Annotated in this window: 11 protein-coding genes; 6 read left to right on the forward strand and 5 right to left on the reverse strand. The window is 62.1% G+C overall.

Annotated elements, in window-relative coordinates; translation table 11 throughout:
- The first annotated feature begins 1,362 nt into the window (after positions 1-1,362).
- From AC6EUL_RS19815 to AC6EUL_RS19830, 4 genes are all read left to right on the forward strand, one after another.
- A complete protein-coding gene (locus tag AC6EUL_RS19815; protein ID WP_499872178.1) occupies positions 1,363-2,232 on the forward strand; it encodes an outer membrane protein in 870 nt (289 codons plus the stop codon).
- Between the two features lie 303 nt (positions 2,233-2,535).
- Entirely contained in the window at positions 2,536-5,418 is a 2,883-nt protein-coding gene (locus AC6EUL_RS19820; RefSeq protein ID WP_499872180.1) for a hypothetical protein, read from the forward strand.
- Between the two features lie 100 nt (positions 5,419-5,518).
- Entirely contained in the window at positions 5,519-7,402 is a 1,884-nt protein-coding gene (locus AC6EUL_RS19825; protein WP_499872182.1) for a hypothetical protein, read from the forward strand.
- Positions 7,399-9,138, forward strand: a complete 1,740-nt coding sequence (locus tag AC6EUL_RS19830; protein ID WP_499872184.1) for an alpha-L-fucosidase — start codon at positions 7,399-7,401, stop codon at positions 9,136-9,138. Before AC6EUL_RS19825 ends, AC6EUL_RS19830 begins: the two co-directional genes overlap by 4 nt.
- A 341-nt stretch (positions 9,139-9,479) precedes the next feature.
- Here AC6EUL_RS19830 and AC6EUL_RS19835 read toward each other — a convergent pair whose 3' ends face one another.
- Positions 9,480-9,602, reverse strand: a complete 123-nt coding sequence (locus AC6EUL_RS19835) for a hypothetical protein (RefSeq protein WP_499872186.1) — start codon at positions 9,600-9,602, stop codon at positions 9,480-9,482.
- 480 nt (positions 9,603-10,082) lie between these two features.
- On the opposite strand from AC6EUL_RS19835, the gene AC6EUL_RS19840 reads away from it, so the two are divergent.
- Together AC6EUL_RS19840 and AC6EUL_RS19845 are read left to right on the forward strand one after the other, a co-directional pair.
- Positions 10,083-11,717 carry a hypothetical protein gene (locus AC6EUL_RS19840; protein ID WP_499872188.1) on the forward strand — a complete coding sequence of 545 codons (1,635 nt, stop codon included), beginning with the start codon at positions 10,083-10,085 and terminating at the stop codon, positions 11,715-11,717.
- Between the two features lie 10 nt (positions 11,718-11,727).
- A complete protein-coding gene (locus tag AC6EUL_RS19845; protein WP_499872190.1) occupies positions 11,728-12,069 on the forward strand; it encodes a hypothetical protein in 342 nt (113 codons plus the stop codon).
- A 278-nt stretch (positions 12,070-12,347) separates the two neighbouring features.
- Here AC6EUL_RS19845 and AC6EUL_RS19850 read toward each other — a convergent pair whose 3' ends face one another.
- From AC6EUL_RS19850 to AC6EUL_RS19865, 4 genes are all read right to left on the reverse strand, one after another.
- Positions 12,348-13,307: an FAD-binding domain-containing protein gene (locus tag AC6EUL_RS19850; RefSeq protein WP_499872193.1), complete on the reverse strand. Its 960-nt coding sequence runs from the start codon at positions 13,305-13,307 to the stop codon at positions 12,348-12,350.
- A gap of 112 nt (positions 13,308-13,419) precedes the next feature.
- A complete protein-coding gene (locus AC6EUL_RS19855; protein WP_499872195.1) occupies positions 13,420-13,740 on the reverse strand; it encodes a PsiF family protein in 321 nt (106 codons plus the stop codon).
- A 442-nt stretch (positions 13,741-14,182) separates the two neighbouring features.
- A complete protein-coding gene (locus AC6EUL_RS19860) occupies positions 14,183-16,915 on the reverse strand; it encodes a DEAD/DEAH box helicase (protein ID WP_499872247.1) in 2,733 nt (910 codons plus the stop codon).
- On the reverse strand, positions 16,915-18,537 hold the full coding sequence (locus AC6EUL_RS19865) for a site-specific DNA-methyltransferase (protein WP_499872197.1): 1,623 nt from the start codon (positions 18,535-18,537) through the stop codon (positions 16,915-16,917). Before AC6EUL_RS19865 ends, AC6EUL_RS19860 begins: the two co-directional genes overlap by 1 nt.
- Positions 18,538-18,644 lie beyond the last annotated feature (107 nt).

Here is an 18,644-nt window from a genome sequence, read left to right on the forward strand (position 1 = left end):
CCCCCAGCGCCACCGCCACCGCCACCGCCACCGCCCTGGGCCAGCGCAAAGCTGGCACTACCAGCCAGAAGGGTCGCAGCGATCAGGGACGAGCGCAAAATCTTGACGTTCATTTTCAATTCCTGCCGTGTCGTTGGAGAACCTTTCGAAGGGCTCTAGCCAACCAACCAAAGATTTCATCGCGTGTTCCTATTTCGCGAAAGGCGTGGACGTTCACTCCAACCTCATGATGATCGTCGCTGCGCAAATGAGGAGTGTGGCGGCAAGTGTGAGTTCAAGGCGCGTCATGGACGCCAAAAACCCACGAAGCTCCACGCGCTCGCCCGCCACCAGTGCGTCGGAGATCCGTCCCAGGATCGTGTTTCCGATAGCTTCGGCGCTTCGCCTGCAAAGGCACAGGTTCTACTCTGCGATGCGGAGGATCAACTCGGATTTGATCATGAAGAGAGGGAAGCACTCAGCCGAACCGCGTGGCAAGAGCGAGAGCCCGGATGCCTCCGCAGGCATCGCTTCACGACCATGGCGCAGCCACGAGGCTCGACTCCGGAGCGCCAAATCCAAGCATCCGGGTTGTGCGCAATTCGATGACGCACAGATCAGGGATGGTGTATTTATGTCGTGTGGCGAATATTGTTTCGTTTTTCTTGAAACTTATTGCAGAGTTTACCATTAACGCTGACTGCCCACCAATCGCCTGAGCCTCCTGAGGAGGCCTCTTCGTCACCCGAGAGCATCATGCGTGAAGCTAACTACTGCCTGCCGCTCGAAGGCACGCCGTCTTACCCAGTGCTCTATGGGATCGCTCGGGGCCTGGAGGATCTCTTCCCGGTCCCCGACCACCCTCATTTTTCCGACCGCGAGGCCGATGCTGGTGTCCCAGGGGATGCAGATGGAGACGACGTCGACAAAGGCATGCGTCGAGTCGGTTAGCTACAGAGCCATCTGCTCAACCGACTGGTAAGATCGTGGGCTTCACCTCAGCGACCGAACCACGACTGATGCCCTTCACGGCGTTCCGTTCAGGCCGTACCGCGAACAGCATCCATGAGGGACCCGTCGGCTTGGTTCTTGATCAAAAGCTGAGCACGCCAATCGGCATTCCATTCGTCCCCTCGATTCAAATCGACCGTCTACGGCTTCACGGCCTTCACGCTGGTCTTGGAACCAATAGGGCGGACGTGAGCTGTGGCGTTCACGAATAACATGGTAAGTAAAACCTTAATCCATTCTTTGACCAATCCGAGCTTCATCATTCTGATCTAGGTGTTGCGCGTCTGCACTAGTGGCCAGACCTGCCCTGTCGGTAAGGTCTCTTCACACCGCACCGAGAGTGCGCGGCAGCTTTCCCCCGGTAGACCAGACATGATCAAGACCCTCATCCTCGCCAGCGCCGCCACGGCCCTTCTCGCCGGTGCCGCCTCTGCCGCCGACCTTCCGCGCCGCGCGGCTCCCCCGGTGTTCGTGCCGGTGCCGGTGTTCACCTGGACCGGCTTCTACGCCGGTTTCAACGCCGGTTACGGCTTCGACGCTTCCAGCAACAACCAGCCGACCGTCATCGGCGTGAACGGCGCCAGCACCCTGGTCCTGCCGGGCACCACCGCCGCCATCGCCTTCAGCAACGGCCAGAGCAACGACGGCTTCGTCGGCGGTGGTCAGGTTGGCTACAACTACCAGTTCACCCCGGGCTCCGGTGTCGTGATCGGTGTCGAGGCCGACGCCCAGTACGTCGACTTCGGTCGTGAGCGGAACCGCTTCTCGGCCACCGGCCCGCTGGCCGCCCAGCAGGTCTTCAACCCGGCCGGCGTCTCGGGCCTCGACTACTTCGGCACCGTCCGCGGTCGCCTCGGCTACGCCTTCGACCGCACCCTCGTGTACGGCACCGGCGGCTTCGCCTACGGTTCGGGCGGCGGTCGCGACTTCGGTCTGACCAACTCCAGCCGTGACGACTTCCAGACCGGCTGGGCTGCCGGCGGCGGTATCGAGTACGCGCTCCCCACCGACTCGTTCCTGAACTTCTTCCGCTCTTCGGCCGTGACGCTGAAAGTCGAAGGTCTGTACGTGAACCTCGACCAGGGCAACCGCAACAACGGCGCCTTCGCGGTCAACAACGTCGGCACCGTCATCACCACCACCAGCCCGGGCGTCGTGCTCGTCAGCGGCGGCCGCCAGGTGCGCGACACCGAGTTCGCCGTCGTCCGCGCCGGCCTGAACTACAAGTTCGGCTCCTACTAGGATCGACGGGACTTTTCGGTTCGGCCTGAGCGTCCCCAGCCCCGATCATCTGGCCGCTTTCGTCGTCACGCGCCTCGAGGAGAGACCCTCGGGGCGCCTTCGTTTGGCGGCATCGCGAGCCTTGGCACGTGGACTGCAAGCCGCGTCGAGCCCGTTATACCGCCGGGGTTCCGCGTCGTCTCGACACCCACTCCTGCCAGCTCACAGACGACTTCCGCGGCACCGGCCGAGGCCGGCGGCTTCCTGTCGACGGTTGGCTGCCTGGCGAAGGCCGGCGCATAGGGCGTTGTCTCCGGCTTGAACATGCTGGCCGACGCGCCGGTGCAGGCGGTGAACCAGGCGCCGCGGCTCCTGAACATCAACGGCGCCCTGGTCAACAAGATCATGGGCCGCGAGGTGGTGCCGACCTTCGGGCCGATCAGCGACAACCCACTCCTGCCCTCCGACATCATCCAGGCCGGCCCGCGCGCGGCCGGCGCCCGCGAGTACCAGCCGCAGGGCCTCGTCGAGCGCATCGTGAACCGCGTCGGCCAGGAAGTCGGCGCCTCGGCCGTTCCCGCGGCCGGCGCGCTCGTCGCCGGCAGCCGCCTCGGCGTCCAGGGCGCCCGGGCGCTGGCCACGAGCAAGAACCCACTGGCAGCGCTGGCCTACGGCCCGGTGGAGGCCGCGGCCGCGAACCCGTCGGGCATGTTGACGCGCGAGGCCCTCGGCGCCGGCGCGGCCGGGACTGGAGCCGGCATCGCCAACGAGGCCGCCCGCGCCGTCACCGGCGACGAGAGCAACCCAATCTCGGATCTGGCTGGTTCGGCGGCCGGGGTCAGCGCCCTCGCCATCGCCAAGCCGATCCTCGGCGCCGTCGGCTCGCTTGCCTCGGCCGCGCGCGGCTCCACCCGCTTCGCCGACGACGTCGCCCGCGAGGCCGTCGCCCACGAAATCATCGCCAATTCCGGCCATGCGCAGGCGCAGGTCGCCGGCGGCATCGACCGCGGCGCCATCGATGCGCAGCCGCTGGCGGATCAACTCCGCCGGACGTCCGCGGCGGAATCGGCCATCCCGGGATACCGCTCCGACATCGCGGACCGGTCCGGCGATCCCGGGCTGGCGGCCTACGTCTACGGCCATACGGCCGCCAACCCCGGCCTCGATACGGTTCGGCGCGCCGCGAACCAGCAAGCCATCGGCGACCGCATGGCCGAGCTCGCCCCGACGGGGTCGTCCGGTCAGTTCCGCGCCGACCTGCAGGGCGGCGTCGACCGGCGGGTCGCCGCGGTGGAGAGTCAGGCCGAGATTGCACAGCGGACCCTCGACGAGCACGCGCAGCGCCTGACGGCCACCATGACGGGTGAAGCCCGCGGCGCCGACATTCGGGCAGCTCTGGCTCGCGTGGCCGACGAGGCACGCTCCGGCGTGCGCCAGGCCTATGAGCCGATCAACCGCGCGACCGCGAGCGTCGACGTGGCGCCGCTCGCCGAGCGCTTCAGCGGGATCGACGAGGGCCTGAGCGTGGCCGAGCGCCAGCGCTTCCGCCCGGCCGAAGCCAGCATCCCGGACCGCCTCATCGGCTCTGCGGAGGCCGCCGGACCGGTCGACACCGGCATCCTCGACGCCTCCGGACGGCCGATCACCCGCGAGCCGGCACCGGGCAACAGCCAACAGCCGCTCAGGGAAGTGACAGGGCTGCGCTCGGCCCTGACCGACGACGCCCGGGCCGCCCGTACGGCCAACCGGCCGGCCGAGGCCCGCATCATCGACCAGCACGTGACCGCGCTCGACGAGTACCTCGACCAAGCCGTTCCGGAGGGCCTGCGGGGCCAGTACGATGCGGCACGCGCGGCCCGGCGGGACTTCGCCGATCGGTTCGAGCGGCCGCAGAACGCGGTGGCGCAGGTGCTCGGCGAGCGTCAGGGCGTCTATGACGTGCCCGACAGCGGCGTCGCGCCCCGGTTCGCTCAGTCCGAGGAAGGCCGCTTGTCCGATCTGCAGGACCTGATGCGCGAGGCCGGCGGTGATGCCCGCGTGCGCTCGGCGCTGCGGGATCAGTTCCTAGCGAACATTCGGGATCGTGGTTTGCTCGACCGGCCGGACCAGCCCGGCGCCTACCTGGATCGGCACGCGACCTTACTCGACCAGCTCCCCGGCCTGCGCGACGAGCTCACGGCCGGCGGTGCGGCCAGCCGCGCGGCAGCGGAGGCGCGCGGCGCGGCTGATGCGACCCGGCGCGATCTCACGACCCTGGGCCGCTCGCCGGAGGCCGCCTATCTCCGTTACGACGAGGCCGGGACGGTCCGCTCGATGCGCACGGTGCTCGGCGCAGCCAAGCCCGCGGAAGCGGCGGAGCGGCTCCTGGCGACGGCCGGCACGAACCCGGAGCACGCCCGGGCGGCGTTCTGGGAGGCACCGAAGGACCGGGCCACGGTCGACGGCGGGGTGAACCAGCCGAAGCAGATCAGCGGACGGCGCGGCAACGACTTCCTGAACGACCCGCAGACCAAGGCGGTGGCCGAGGTGCTGTACCGCGACAAGCCGGAGCAGCACCGGGACATCACTGAGGTGTTCGATGCGCTGGCCGGCGCGAACAGTGCCACGCGCGCCTGGCGGCCGGCTCCTCGGGGACGGCGCAGGGCATGCGGGCCGGCTACGATGCCGCCCTGTCGGCTGCTTCGATCTCCAGCCGTCTGCGCAGTGTCCACCGCGGCCAGCTCTCGCCGACGATCGCGGGCATCGATCTCCTGGCGACGTACCTGCGCAGGAAGTCGGCGCAGATCCACGCCGGCTCGATCTCGCGGCTACGCGACGAGGTCGTCCAGAACCCAGAGCTCGCGGCCCGACTCCTGGAGGACTACAACCCGGCGACCTATTCGGCCAAGCGCCGGGAGCTGCAGACCGCCTTCGGTGCGCGTGCCACCACGGCTATCCGGTTGTTCGACGAGGCCCACGACGAACAGGAGCGGCCAGAGGCAGCGGCAGTTCGGCGCGGGGCTGAGCCACTGCAGTTGCGCGTGCGAGCGGGAGAGCGCTGACGGGGTCAATCGCGGGAATCACCGCCTCGGCGGAGAGACCGTTGGCTGCGCTGTGCACGAGTTCGACCTGATCCCCCTACTATCCAATGCCGTCCACAGCGCTCCGGAGCTTCAGCTTCGGGTCCTTTGGCGTACTCGACTGCCGCTTCCACGGACGGTTGTATAAAGTCTCAGAGCGTGCTTTACCGAACGTAATGCCTGATGGCGTTTCGACGGCCTGCTTGTTATCGTGCCGTACGATCGCTAAAGTCGCTAGAAAGCACTCAATGTTGAGTTCGAGAGAGTCGAATCCCGCGGAGCATGCTGCAGCCGACCAAACCCAAATTGGCCAAATTTACTCAAAACCCATTGCGTTTGATTTCGAAGATGATTTGATTGGTTGTTTTAGAGCCGTTTTTAGTCTCAAGACCCGTCACTACATTTCGGAGATCCATCTAAGCGAACGCATATCGCATCGTCACGATCTATCTTGGATAGTTTACTCGTTCGGCGCACGCAGATCGGTCGGAGTCATTACGCAGAATGAGGCGAATTATCAGCATCCAGATATCTATCTGACTTTTCCGCGCGACCGTTCTATTTTATTGATCCCATCAAGTCCATACTTGGTGGATAAGCTACCAGCTATTGATGCCAAATTATCCCTGACTTCACATGAATGCCATGCCTACAGGTACGAAGTACAGATTGGAGCATCCAGCGACTTCGCTTTAATCGGCGATAGATGGTCCTACCGGGAGGGGCAACTCTGTTTCGGTAATTGGTTCAACAATAAAGCTTTCCGGTGGGCTTTCGACGGCGCAACAATTCAGCTACCAACCATTGCCCACTATCCGCACTGTATTCTGCTAAACATTCACGCAACAACTGATTTCGAGATCCTTATTGCGGATGAAATAGTCGCATCCTTCCCCCGCTCCCGTGATGGGAGCCGATGGCATAACGAAGATCATCGCATTGAAGTGCCTGCCCGTCTGATCACCTCCGATCTGACAAAGCTGAAGTTTCGCTTCATTGGAGACTCTTGGCAAAACATCGAATTTAACCTTCGGCAGGAAGGCTTGGCTCTGTCTCGTGTAATTGTTGATGCATTCGGGGAGCATCGGGGAAACCTGCCAAATCGAGTCGCCCATCTTGCATGGGGTGCGGCCGACGTGCCTTCGCGATGCAAGCCTTTCCCGACCTTCAGTGAGTATATATTTGCGCGCGATAGCTGCTCAGGGATAATCTCTCAAACAGCCATTCTCGTTTCAGAGTCTGAATTCTCGTTGCTTGAATGCTATTTCTCGCCTCACGAACAGTTTTGGCTAACAATAAGGGGAGTGTGGACCGCTTTGCTCCGACAAGGAATAAGTGCATCCATCTGCTCTCTCGCACGCCTCGATCTTGCTCAAGGCAGTGATAGCGTGATCGTTGGCCCTCTCCGATACGATGTCGCTTCGACGGATGCTGCTCGAAGATGCCTCAAGGATTCGAATTGGGCCGAAGGCCGGCGCGGCATAATTCTGAGCCACTCCATTCCGACCCTGATGCTGACGGGCCTGCCGGTGGGGAATGAGGCTATAGACGCCTTTGCTTACAGGGAGTTGTTCGAGGCGCGCCTGACGCCCGATCGAGGAAGCAACTTCTGGGAGATGATCATCACACGTCCGGACTACTGGGCGGCGCACCTGATCGCGATCTATGAGAATGTCATGATCGGACGTCCGAAATGCCGTCCTGAAATCCTGCTCGCAGCATCCAGTGCGGAGGATTGGATCGAGACCGGCGATCCCGATGCGCTGCTCGTCCTGGATGCGTTTTGCTCATCCGTTTCTGGCGGCGCTAGACTGAGCTCGTGCGGCTTGCCCTGCGCAGTATCATTCAGGGAGGGGCAAGCCTTCGTTGCTGTCTACGATCCTCGCCAATTCGCGGACTCGGGAGGGAGCGGGATCGCCCGCGGCTGGCCTGCGCTGCACGGGCCAACCAATAAGCTTCCGCTTATCAGCGGGCCAATCGAAGTCGGTAACGCGACTGGCCCATCAACCTCGGCTTTTGCGAGGGAGATCGCGATCCTCAAGGGCGTGGTCCGTGATGTAACCCTAACGCTTGAGGGTGGAATAAGCGCCGCCGTGTTGCAGATGTCAGTAAAGACGGAGCACGGCGCGTGAAGGTCAATGTCCTGATTGACAACCATCTACATGCCGGAATGGACGCGTACAGCCTGCCGGACTTTGCAGCATCCGACATCGAGCAGTTCATCGACTCGGTACGTCCTTCCAGGTTGACCGTTTTTGCAATTGGGCATGACGGGCTAGCGCAGTATCCCTCAAGAATAGCGAAAGTCGCGCCTGGCCTACCTTTTGACCTAGTTGGTTTCTGGAGGGATATCGCCCGCAAGCGTGGCATCGCATTCGGTATCTATGTCAGCACCCTTCGCAACGACGTTTTACTAACGGAGCAGCCCAGCTGGGTCCGCACCCGCATAGATGGGGCCACATCTGGTAAGATTGACCACGCATCGCCGTATCTTACGAAGTGGCTGAAGCCGGTACTATCTGAGATCTACAAAAAGTATAAGCCGGATAGCTTCTTCTTTGATGGCGACTATTGGGCTGTCGGCGAAAGCATAAGTGACTCGCGCTCTCGTGCGGCACAGCAAAAATGGCCAAGCAAAGGCGAGGCAGCCCTCTCAACGCTGTCGCCGGAAGAGCACCGCCTTCTGACGGTCGAAACATACAGTGCCTACCTACGAGAACTGGGCGCGTTTCTTCGCAAACTTGACAAGCGTCTTCTGAGCTCCGTCAATCTGGCCTTCACCTTCAGACATCCAACAGCGCCGCCGATTGGGCTCAACCTCGTTACATCGGACTTGCCGCCGTTCTATGGAGCGCTCGAAGCATGGATCGAGACAGCGGTATTGCTACGCGCCGATATCCGTCGCGATCTCGTCGTGCCTCTTTATGCAGAGCCCGAAGGTGGCGGCAGAAAATATCCTAAGAGCGTTCCTCAACTGATCCACGAGACGGCGCCAATCGTTGCACATGGCGATCCAGTCCATGTCTATTTCCCGATGTCGCGGAGAGGGCGCATCGACCAAGCCTACGTGGGCAGCCTGAACGAGATGCGCTCTCGCATCGAAAGCAACGAGGCGCATACAACGCAGCAGGATTTGCATTCGGACTTCGACGTACTCTGCCTATCCGATAGCGATACACTGCAACGCAGCCAGGATTTTAGTTCGGTGCGCGGCGCGTTTCTGGCGGCGAGCGCAGCCGGCCTCAATGTGGGAGTCGCCTCGACCCAGCGGTGCGCTGACCATCTCGCGAGGATGCGCTTGTTGATCATCCCGTCCGGGCAAGCGATCTCGGCAGAGGCTATCCGACTGGTAGAAGCGGCAGCAGCAGCTGGTGTCGCGGTCCTCGGACCTGATCTTCCTGGTTTCAAGGAACGGATGGTTTCATCGAATTGGTCAATCGATCAGCAAACGATTGATCTGGTTGCGGACGCCTACTATGCCTCCCCAAAGAGCACTCTCTGGTCTGACGTGGATCTCGAAAGGCCCTGGACGACCTTCGCACGTGGACTGACTGCCTCCGATGGTTCTTGGCGCCTGTTCCTTTGGAACGGTGTCAAAAACGGGTTCGATATGGGCCGGCATGTTCGGGACGAAGGGGCGGGATTTGCAGGACCTCACCGGGTCAGTGTTCCAGCAGAGTTCCATATCAGAAACGTTTGGGGACACATCACAGCGCTTGAGCGAACAGATCGGTCAGTCTCGTTCCTTCTGAATGGAGCGTTTGCCGTTGTGGAAGGGACGAGCCCGCGCACAGAGCGATCGCAGAAGCGTGCATGGCCGTGGGAGCGTTGGCGGAGATGGGGCCCCGCAAAATTCCCACCCGTTTGACGGACAGGCGTCGAACGCTGGCCGACGCCTCTAGCGGGTGCTAGGGACTCGTCTTTCAGACCTTCGCCGGTCCAGCTGACGAACTCGTTTCGCCCACCCGGCGTCGGCGAGCATCCTTGATCTTGACCCAGGTCTCGGCCACGGACGCCCGAGCAGCTCGACCGCTTCATGACCGAGCACAGCCGCGTCCTCGACCGGTTTCCGGACCTGCGCCAGTAGATCAACGGCATGCGCGACCTGCGCGCTGGAGCAGACACGGCGGCGAGCACGCAGAGCGAGCTGCGCTCCAGCCTCGGCGTCGCTAGCACCCCGGGCACGTCGAGCGTCGGGCGCTACCTGCGCTATGGCGACGAGCAGTCGACGACGGCGATGCGCGGCGTGATGAATGCGCCGAAGCCCGCCAGGCGGTCGACGAGCTCCTGAATTTCGCCGGCAACAACAAGCACGCGGTTGAGGGCGCCCACCGCACGTTCTGGGACATCCTCGAGGGCCAGGGCCAGGGCCGGAGCAAGGGCGAGACCACGGCAAGCGCGCGCCGGAGGGCTCAGTTTTGAGGCTGCTCGACCGGCGTCGGAGACCGGAGGAGAATGAGCACGCCGCCGGCGACGGAAAGGCCGAGCGCGAAGGAGAAGAGGGGAAAGAACCAGCGAGGCATATGCCCGGATAGCACGCTTGAGCGCGTCGATGGCACGGAAGCTGACCCCTATCCGTGTCATAGGAGAAAACTAACGTGCGAATATCTGGCCATAGGACCCATATATTATCGCGCACACTGCACTCGTAAATTCGGCCATCGCCCCTCGGACGAAAGCCCGATCGCTCATGGCCAGCTCCTCCGAACCCGGCACCGTCCTCCCCTCGCCAACATGCGCAGGCGCTCAATTGGGTCGCGGGTCTTCGCGCCGGACGGCGCTGGCTGCTCGTCGCGATCGGGAGGGCTTCTGATGCCCGATCCGACCAAGTACGAGCGCGATTTCAGCTTCATGGGCTTCCAGACCGGGAGTCCGACGGGCATGCAGCCCGGGGTTCGTATCCACAACGAGCTCGACAACATCGCGAGCGCGATCGCCGGGCTGGTCGATGCGGTCAAGAACGTTCGGCGTTCCGAGGGCAAGCTGCTCAACGGGATCGTTGGTCCGGACGCGCTCTCGGCGCTGCCTCGATTCCGGCTCGGCATGCCGCCCGGCGATCTTCGCTTTCAGCCCGACGATATCGAAGGTCTCGACACGCTGTTCGCCGGTGTCGATTCGCAGTTCGTTGACTTCGGAACTCAGCTCGCAGCGAAGGCAACGGCGCAGCAGCCGGCGGCGGGCTTCTCGGATGCCGAGACCCTGGCCGACTTCCCCAAGCGGGTGGTCGCCGAGCACATCAACGTCACCGATCCGAAGTGGGCCGGCGGCGCGAAGGTCGACGGCGTCTCCGACGACAGCGCGGCCGTGAACGTGATCTCGGGATACATTCGGGCGCGTACGAACAAGTACTCTAGCAGCTTCAACGTCTACATCCCGCCGGGCATCATGCAGCTCGGCGCGTCGTGGGACATCAGCGGGTGTCACGGGCTCAACGTCATCTGCGCCGGCCGGGACGCCACGACGATCCGCGCGGCCGGCAACTTCTCGGTCATCAAGCAGGTGGCGGCCACGGTCCCCGAAAGCATCATCGGTTTCAACATCGGCCCCTGCAACATCGTCGGCGGAGGCATGAACAACCCCAGCGCGCACGGGACCGTGCTGCAAGCGGCCTATGAAGGGTCGATTGACGCCAAGTTCTATTCCTGCCGGGACGCGGTACAGATCGCGACGTCCTGGCAGTTCGTCCTCAAGTGGCTGCGGGTCGCGGGCACCGGCACGCTACAGAACTGGAACGGCCTGGTGCAGCCGGACGGCATCGCGGGCGTGCAGGAGAATTGCGTCATCGACCTCGGCAGCGTCTACGAGAGCTGCGCCAACTTCGGGCTCCGCGCCACCGCCTGCACCGGCTCCAAATACATCTCGACCGAAAGCACCGGGGCCGGCGGGTTCGCCTGGTACATCGGCGACAGCACGGTTGGGAAGGAGTGCAAGTGGTTCCTGATGACGGCTTGTGTCTGCGACACCTCGCCGAACCTCCTGGTCATTTCCCGCGGCGCTGCGACGACCGGCGTATTCGGCCAGTTCACGATCGTCGGGCAGTGGCTCGGAAACGCACAGGGCGCCGGCGGCGTCGCACTTCTCCTGCAGCGCATCAACTACCCGGCGAACGTGGGCATCGGCATCTCCATCGACAACGACACGACGGCGATCGTTCGACAGAGCAAAGACCTGTCCGTCGATTGGGGCTCGGCCGAAGGCTACGACCGCTTCCAACGCGGCAGCGTCGGCGTGCTGGTCGAGGACAGCACGGACAACGCCTTCAAGTTTGCCCGGATCAAGCCGACGAACGCGGCGGTCGCGGGCGCCGCGATCATCGAAACCGGGACCTCGGCGCGCAACACGTTCGTCGGCTTCAACGCCGAAAAGGCCGTCACCCTGATCCCGGGCAACGGCTCCGGGAAGATAGGCCGCGCGGGCGGCCAGCTGTTCGGCCCCGTCAATCCCTGAAGGTGCATCCATGCCGCGCATGACCGCTTCGTCCGAGTTCGACAACAGGATTTTCGCCGACGCCCAGGTCATACAATGCAGGGACCGGAGCACGGGCAAGAACGCCCAGGCGCTCCGGTTTTCCAGCACGCTTGGCAACTTGCACGCGATCGATCAGTGGGCGCAGGACGGCTCCATCGGGTGGGATCCCGTGGCCGAGACGCTTAAGCTTGGCGGCGTGTCCTACGCGAAGGGCGACTACCTGGTGAGCGTCGACAACCTGATTTCCCGCTTGAGCGAGGATGAGTTCGGCGGGCGCTTCGACATGCGCGAAAACGCCTCCTCCTACGGCGCCCCGTACGCTGCCCCGTAGGCTCCGGGGCTTTGCTTTTCGGCCGGGCGGGCGGGAGGTGCGGCCCCAAGCGAGCAGGCCGCTGACGGCTGCGCCAGAGCTCAGGCTGCTTGAGGGCGTACTCATGGGCCGGCCGCCAGTACGGCCGGAATGGCAGAGCGCAGACGAGAGTACCCGCGCGTGGATCGCGGCCAGGCCGTCTCGTCCCAAGCCCGGCGGGCACGCAGGTAGCCGTCCGGCAACGACGTCGCAGACGGTCCGACGGGCGCCCAGGCCGTTATCACTTGCAAGTCGTCCGCCTATCCAGCACCGACCGCTTCGGCCGGACATCCGAAATGCGCGCCGGCCCGGGCCAGGGCATCCGCCATCGCGGCCGTATCTGCGGATCTGACCCGGTCGGACGCCCCATCCGCATGGACGATCAGGCCGCCGATGCGCACGACCGTCGCGCCGCCCAGCGGCAGGCTCTCCGGATGAAGATCGTCGAGGTGCAGGAGCAGCGCGACGTCGCCCGACGGCGGGGTATCGGCCGGAGGCAGCGCGACCTCGCGCGGCGGCATCGGCTCGTCCAGCGCATCGGGGTACTCGTCGAGATCGGTGGGATCGTAGCGGCCCTCCGTATACCGGCGGATGTTCTCCGCCCGGGCGACGTAGTGCTTGCCGCGGGTATGCAGGCCCGCCACCCAGCGCCACGACAGCGTGTTGCTCGCCGGGTCACCGTCGACAAGGTTGCGCATGAAGAAGTCCGCACCGAGCGCCCAGGGCAGCCGCAGGGTGAAGATCCAGATCGAGGCGAACCACATCCGGGTATGGTTGTGGAGCCAACCGGTCTCGACGAGGTCCCGCGCCCAGTGGTCGAAGCCGTCGATGCCGGTTCGCCCTTCGGTGGCCGCCTCGTAGGTCCGGCGCAGGCCCGGCTCGGCGGCCAGGCGTTCATGGCCCGCGGCGGCGAGCGCAAGGGCTTCCGTCCAGGCCGAGGGGTGGGTCTCCAGGTGTCCCTTGAAGTAGGTCCGCCAGAACACCTCCGACACGAACTTCTCCGCGCCCCCGTCGCCGAAGGCGCTGTCGGCGGCGGCCACGACCTCCGCCTTGGTGACGAGGCGGCGGCGCAGATAGGGCGAGAGCGCCGACGTCGTCGGTGTGTGCTCAGGCCCCCGGTCCGTGTTGCGATCGGCGGCGTAGGCCGCACCGGCGCCGGCGAGGAACTCGGAAAGGCGGTCGAGCCCGGCGGCCCGGGTCATGGGGAAGCTGCGATCCATGCCGCTTACCTAGGGGCGCCGCCGGGCCAGCCGATGCGACCCATTTCCCGCCCGCCGAAAGCTGTTCGATCCCGGCCTCAAACTTGTTGCCTCGACCCGCCGCCGCTCGGCCTCACCCCTTCAGGCAGGTGCTCATGAAGGTTTTGCGCTTCGTGCCGTCCAGGCTTTTGGCCGAGGCATCGGCGTTGCAGCTCTTCATCTTGGCCTGCTGCGGCGTCAGCTCCTTGGTTGGCGTCGCGGCTTTGCCGGCGAGGCAGTCAGCCATGAAGCCTTTCCGCGCGCTGCCGGAGAGCTTCTGCGAGCCCGCATCGACGTTGCAACTCTTCATCCGCTCACGCTGAGCGCTTTGCGCTGCCGAGGGGGTTGGCGCCTGGGCGAGGGACGGAACCGCGAGGCCGAGGATGATGGGCAGGGCGAAGGTGAGAGCGCGCATCAGGAGGGTGCTCCGGGACAACTTATCCTACGGTAGCAGGGTCTCTTCAGGTCAGTGAGCTAGGTCACATGACGGTCCACAAGCACGGCTGTGTGGGCTCACTGTGTGAGATGAGCCGCCTGGCAATAGCTAAGTGCTTGATTTTGTTGGCGCACCCGACACGATTCGAACGTGTGACCTTTGCCTTCGGAGGGCAATTGTACCGTGGCTGCCCGTCGAAATCAACAAGCAAAAACAGTAGGTTGCCATCGCACAACATCGCCCACCATCGCTAGAAATCGCCTCCAACTGTGCCAAAAGTGTGCCACGAATTCAGAGCACTCCGCGATGTCCAGCGATAAGTGCTCTACCGAATGGACAGCGGCCCTGGCGCCCCTCCTGCCCCTTCCTCCGAGCATCTGCATCATGTATCCGGCGGATGCATGTTCGGGTCACGTCCGCATTAGGCTGCATTTTGAGGAGGGGTCAGGACATGCCGAGCGACAAGCCCTGCTAGGGTCGCGCTGGGCACGATGTCATCGTGCGGGAGAAGGACGTAGCGCCAAGCCTTGGCATCTGCATCCGAAGCGGCATTGGCATGTCCGACCCAGGTCAGGGCTGCCCTTGCCTTTTCCTGGACGATCGGGTCCGCCATTTCGTCCCGGCGCTTCACCTCGACGATCAACTTTTCCGTTGCGGTTTCGACCACGAAATCCGGTTCGTATGCATCTCCACTGCGCGTCCGTATCTGAAACCCGCCTGGACCCGGTTTCATCCAGCGACGCACGGTGGGCTCGTCGCGGTCGATCAGAACAGCGAAGCGTCGCTCGGGATCGGACTGGAAGCGCTGGCGGGGATAACAGCATCGAGCGAAGCCGCCGAACACATGCCGTCGTGTATCACTTACCGGGCTCACGGCCTGGCGAAAATCACGCACGATTCCGCCCGGAGCCACATCTCGGGCCGGCCGAAGCAACTGGAAGCCCCGTGTCACTCGGGCCTCGAATGTTGTCGCTGTGGTCCATTCATGAGAGGCCATCTGGCCGAACACGAAGGCGGCGATTTCCCGCCCGTATGCGCGGAGGACGTTCTCAACCGCATCCTCATCCGGAAGGTAGGATCGGAGGTGGTCTACCATCTGACCCGCGAGTTTCTGCAACAGGTCGGCGTGCGTGTCGTAGTCGACCTGGGGTAGATCGATGAGGTGTCGAATGACGTAATTCTCAACCCTTGGCTCCCGTGCGGCCTCATTTGGCCGTTCGAGGAAGGAGCGTTCCTCGGTCCGAAGCTTCTGAAGCAGGATGGCCTCATCTAGGGGCTGGAAGCGGATACCGTTGAGGCCCACCAGGTCAAAATCGTGATATCCGAACGTCACATCGCTGGTCGGCACGACGACGATCTGCGGGATTGAAATGGTCAAATTTACTAAGGTTTCGGCCACCTTGGCGACGACGCGCGCTAGATCGATGGCCGGCGCTGTTCCAGGTAGGGTGCCCTGTGTGGGAACCATTGCATCCGCAACTTGGCGCGCAATGGCGGCCTGGACTTCCGGCGTTTCAAGGTCGGCAACACCACCCCGAGACGTGCGCTCGAACCGGTCGCCGATGACCTGCAGGACAAGTCCGGCGGCCTCCCGCTCGGCCGGGGTCTCGAACACGTAGGCAGCCTGTGGCGCCTCGCTGAAGCCCTCTACGACCGGTCCGGCCGTGGTGATGGTTCCGGTCAACACGACCTCCGCCCATGACGGAGTGTCAATGACGACGGGGGTCTCGGGCGATACGTCTCCACCCGAGCCGACCGTGATGCCCTTGCGGATCAACGAGCTTGGGTCGCGCGCCGCGGCCACGACCTTGTCGAACTCCTCATGGGCGACGACGGTCAGGCGATCAACGGCCTCGACGCCGGTGCGACGGCCAAAGGGTAGTCTGAGCCCACGGCCGAGCGTCTGCTCGGTCAGGATTGCGGAAGCCGAGGTCCGAAGCGGTACGATGGTGAAGAGGTTGGAAACGTCCCATCCCTCCTTCAGCTTGTTGACGTGGATGACCACGTCTGTGGCTCCGTCCCTCTCGACGGCAAGAAGCCTGGCCGTCGCCTCCTCGCTCTCCTCGCCGCGCAAGGCCGAGTGGACTTCAATGACGCGACCTCGGTAGCGGCCGGCAAAGAAGGTGTGGTCTTCGATCACGGACCGGATCGCACCGGCATGTGTCGTGTCCTGCGCCACGACGAGCATGAAGGGGTGAACGAGAGGCTGACCGCTTGCCTGGGCATAGGTAGCGAGTTCAGCCTTCACGGCCTCGTGGCAATGAATGCCGTCCTCAAGCTTGATGCGCTCCAATTGCTCCATAGAGAGGCCATCTGGCCGGAAATCCTTTCGGGTAGCAACGACGGGCTCCTTTACAAAGCCGTCCGCCATCGCTTGGCCAAGTGGGTAGTCCAGGACGACGTTCCGGAAATCGGCCGAGCGAGCCCCGACACTCTTTGGCGTCGCGGTCAGTTCCAGGCCCAGCGCGGGCTTCAGGTCGGCGATGGCGCCTCGTCCGGCGGTTGCGCGGTAGCGGTGCGCCTCGTCCATAAGGAGAACCAGATCGGGAAGAGAGGCGAGATAGCCAAAATACCCCTCGTACCCCTCTCCCACGAGTTCATGAGGCTTGCGAACCCGGCCTTTGTCCTTGTCGATTTTTCCGACGTTGAACAGGTTGATGACGACCGCACCGAACAAGTCTGCCCCTCGCACGCCCCGGCCTTGATCCCAGGTATCGCCTGTCACAAGGAGGGGCGGAACGGATGCGAATTCCGCGATGCCCCGGAACACGTACTTCGCGCCGGTCGGCTGAAAATCCGCCTGAAGCTTGTCGTAGATGGTCGTGTTGGGCGCCAGGATGAAGAAGTTCCGCGAACGGCCCGTGAGGGCCAGATAGGCGATAAAGGCGCCCATGAGACGCGTCTTGCCAACCCCGGTTGCCAGCGCAAAACAGAGGGACGGGAAGTCTCGCTCGAAGTCCTCCACACGAGGGTAGAGGGTTTGCACGGTCGCTAATGCGGCCTCCGGGTCCACGTTGCCTCGCAGCGGACGGGTATCGAACAGCGGCGTGGCCAGGATGGATGCCAGCGCGTCGAGCGCATCCGCCTGAGGAGGACGGAGTGATAGACGCGCCTTAATTTGGCGCAGGATTCCGGCGTCGGAGAAGCCTGACATCACGCGTCCTCTCCGAAGAGAGTAGGAGTAGCGTCGCCGCCGGCTGGCTTCCCCTTGGAGCGGCTACGTTGGGACACTACGGGCGCTAACGTTGTGTCTTCGTCGGTGGCCACCTCCGGCTCCGGATTGGATCTAACCGAAAGACTGTAGTCGTCCCGGCCCCACTCACATTTTGCAAGGACAGCAAGGGGGATTTTCTTTGGCGTGATATTTGGGAAAGCGTCGTCTTTGGCAGAGTATGCCCGACAGGCAACGAGCAGGGTACGATCTTCGCCAACCTCTTGGGAGAGTTTTGCCAATGCCTCATAAGTCATGGCCTGAGTTGTGACGAAAATAAAATCCATTTCGGTCGAATAGCCGTGCTGCCAATATGTTTCATCTTCGCTCGAAGGTGCGTAGGCAAAGCCCATCAGCTTGCATACTGCTTCGGCAAGCATTTCGGGATGATATTCTGCAGAAATCACCCATTGACCATACCGATCACGGGAAAGAAGAGATGGTGCAAGGCGGCAATACCGAAACCCACCTCCTCCCTTCCAGCCGGTTGCTTCAGTTACCCCACCCACATCTTTGCCATCAATAACTTTCCGCATGCGAGGAACGATAAGAGTGTCCGCATGCTCGCCCATTTCAACCAAGATCCAGCGGCGACGCATTTTATGAGCAACCGCAGCAGTTGTTCCAGTACCAGCGAAGCTGTCTAGAACAATGTCTCCTGGTCTAGTAGCAATATCCAAAATTCTTTTTATCAATCTTTCAGGCTTTGGCGTAAGAAAAGTTTCATCGCCATCTCCAAATAAGGCTCTTATCTCATTTTTTGCCTCACCATTATGGCCAGACTCGTCATGGAGCCATAAGGTGGCCGGAACGACACCCTGCTTAACATCTGTAAGAAATCGTTTCTGCGAAGGCACAGAAGATCCATCCCGTCCCCACCATACTCGATTGTCTGCATTCATTGCTTGAAAGTTGCTTTCGGAGATACGCCAGAATGTTCCGCTTGGCGGAGATATTGAGCGTCCGGAAGGTGAAGTTATCTTGTATTGTCCTGCACCGTAAAAATTGCGGGCATGTAGTGGAGTTGCTTTCCACGCCCCGCGTAGATCGCCATCAGGATTCTTGTATGCGTCATCTTGTTTGGCGGACCTTGGAAGAAGATTGATATTAAACATAGATTTATCTTTAGCATAAACTAGTATATAGTCATGCATGGCAGAAAAATGTCTTGCAGTGTTTTTTGTCGTATAAATCATTTGCCATATAACAGTAGATATAAAATTATTACGACCAAATATCTCATCCATAAGTATTTTCAGATAATGACATTCATTATCATCAATAGAAATCCAAATAGATCCATCTTCTGAAAGCAAATTACGAAGTATTTCAAGTCTGTCTCTAATCAAAGACAGCCATATAGAGTGCTCTAGACCATCATCATATTGCGGAATTGCAGATCCAGTATTATAAGGAGGGTCGATATATATGCACTTAACTTTTCCAGCGTACTCGGCTTCTAGAGCTTTCAATGCGAGAAGATTATCTCCTCGGATCAGCATGTTTTCGGCACGCAACGCCCCTAAAGATATGTTATAACTTTTCTGTTTATCCTCGATTAGCACGCGAGGCTCAAGTCGAGGCCGTTCGTTTTTACCAATCCAAGTTAGGCCTAGCTTATTTTTATTTATCATGAGTGATTTCGCTCGCTTCAGTTAACGCGTGAATTAGT

Source organism: Methylobacterium sp. 001424705 (assembly GCF_059816145.1).

Excerpts from the sequence above, each read along its gene's own strand:
- AC6EUL_RS19855 (WP_499872195.1), bottom strand. The coding sequence starts at position 13,740 with ATGCGCGCTCTCACCTTCGCCCTGCCCATCATCCTCGGCCTCGCGGTT.
- AC6EUL_RS19850 (WP_499872193.1), bottom strand. The coding sequence starts at position 13,307 with ATGGATCGCAGCTTCCCCATGACCCGGGCCGCCGGGCTCGACCGCCTT.
- AC6EUL_RS19840 (WP_499872188.1), top strand. The coding sequence starts at position 10,083 with ATGCCCGATCCGACCAAGTACGAGCGCGATTTCAGCTTCATGGGCTTC.
- AC6EUL_RS19845 (WP_499872190.1), top strand. The coding sequence starts at position 11,728 with ATGCCGCGCATGACCGCTTCGTCCGAGTTCGACAACAGGATTTTCGCC.
- AC6EUL_RS19860 (WP_499872247.1), bottom strand. The coding sequence starts at position 16,915 with ATGTCAGGCTTCTCCGACGCCGGAATCCTGCGCCAAATTAAGGCGCGT.
- AC6EUL_RS19825 (WP_499872182.1), top strand. The coding sequence starts at position 5,519 with ATGTTGAGTTCGAGAGAGTCGAATCCCGCGGAGCATGCTGCAGCCGAC.
- AC6EUL_RS19815 (WP_499872178.1), top strand. The coding sequence starts at position 1,363 with ATGATCAAGACCCTCATCCTCGCCAGCGCCGCCACGGCCCTTCTCGCC.
- AC6EUL_RS19820 (WP_499872180.1), top strand. The coding sequence starts at position 2,536 with ATGCTGGCCGACGCGCCGGTGCAGGCGGTGAACCAGGCGCCGCGGCTC.